We start from the raw sequence: 1,659 nt of genomic DNA on the forward strand, positions 1-1,659 counted from the left end.
CCCCCCGTGTCAGGGAAGTTGTCCGCTGCTCTACTTTTCCTTTATTTTTCAGGTGGGCGGGATAGGACGATGACGTGGGATATTCACCGGAACGCAAGGCGGCTGTGCTGAAGCGGATGCTGCCGCCGAACACCATGGCCATTCGGCAGCTTTCGCAGGAGGAAGGGATTTCGGAGGCGACACTCCACAAGTGGCGTGCCGAGGCGCGCGGCAAGGGGCAGCTGTTGCCCGATGCCGATGCGGGTCCCGAGGGCTGGTCGTCGCGTGACAAGTTTGCGGCGGTGTTGGAAACGGCGGCGCTGAACGAGGCTGATCTGGCCGAATACTGCCGCAAGCGCGGACTTTATTCTGCGCAGGTCGCGGCATGGCGGTCCGCTTGTGAGCAGGCGAATGACTGGGATCGCAGCAGCATGGCCCGGATTGGTCAGGCGACCAAGGAAGAGAAGAAGCGGGTCAAGGACCTGGAACGGGACCTGGCCCGCAAGGACCGCGCATTGGCCGAAACCGCGGCACTTCTGGTTCTGCGAAAAAAGGCTCAGGCGATCTGGGGGGGCGACGAGGACGCATGATCAGCACCCCACATCGCCAATTCGCTACGCTGCTGATCGAAGAGGCCGTCACTGCTGGCGCGCGTCGTGCCCCGGCCTGCGCCGTGCTGGAGATCAGCGACCGCACCCTGCGGCGCTGGACGAGGGACAGCGAGGTCCACGCGGATCAGCGGCCTCTCGTGCCACGCCCGGAACCGGCCAACAAGCTGAGTGCGGCTGAACGCCTGGCCGTATTGGATACCTGCAATTCCGGAGAATTTGCCAGTCTGCCGCCGAGCCAGATCGTGCCGAAACTGGCCGATCAGGGACGCTATCTGGCATCCGAGTCCAGTTTCTATCGCATTTTGCGCACAGATGGGCAGCAACATCACCGGGGTCGTGCCAAGCCGCCGATCCGGCGCAAGCCGCCGACCAGCTACAAGGCCAGCGCACCCTGCAAGGTCTGGTCCTGGGACATAACCTGGATGCCAGGGCCGGTCGCAGGCATGTTCTTCTACCTCTATCTGATCGTGGACATCTTCAGCCGCAAGATCGTGGGCTGGGAAGTTCATGAGCGCGAGAGCGCGGATCAGGCGGCCGTCCTGATCCGGCAGGCGGTCATGGCCGAGGGCTGCACCCTGCGCCCGCTGGTTCTGCACGCCGACAATGGCAGCCCGATGAAGGGTGCCACAATGAAGACGACCCTGGAGAAACTCGGCATCACCGCATCCTACAGCCGCCCCAGGGTCAGCAACGACAATCCGTTCTCGGAAGCGCTGTTCCGAACCTGCAAATACCGCCCGGACTGGCCGACCAAGGGGTTTGCGACAAAAGCAGATGCACAGGCCTGGGTGAAATCCTTCGCCAGCTGGTATAATGGCGAGCACCTGCACAGCGCGATCCGCTTCGTCACACCAAATGCGCGCCACGCTGGCCGTGACCGCGCAACGCTGGCAGACCGCGCCGTTCTCTATGCAAATGCACGGGCGCAAAAGCCGGAACGCTGGTCAGGCAAAACCCGCAACTGGCAACCCGCCGGACCGGTCTGGCTCAATCCCGAAAACGAAATCAGCGTCCCTGAAATCAGAGACGCCGCATGAAATCAGCGGACAACTCCTTTGACAAACACCGC

At 62.7% G+C, this 1,659-nt stretch carries 1 protein-coding gene; it reads left to right on the top strand.

Translation table 11 applies throughout. From position 1 onward, the window contains the following. Nucleotides 1-116: 116 nt before the first annotated feature. Nucleotides 117-1,627 (top strand): IS3 family transposase gene (locus FA743_RS20105; RefSeq protein WP_246055089.1). Its coding sequence is split into 2 segments (ribosomal slippage): nucleotides 117-543 and nucleotides 543-1,627, totalling 1,512 coding nucleotides; the frame shifts between segments, so codons are not numbered across the junction. The last annotated feature ends 32 nt before the right edge of the window (nucleotides 1,628-1,659 follow it).

It is taken from the genome of Paracoccus gahaiensis, from assembly GCF_005048225.1.
Classification (GTDB): Bacteria; Pseudomonadota; Alphaproteobacteria; order Rhodobacterales; family Rhodobacteraceae; genus Paracoccus; species Paracoccus gahaiensis.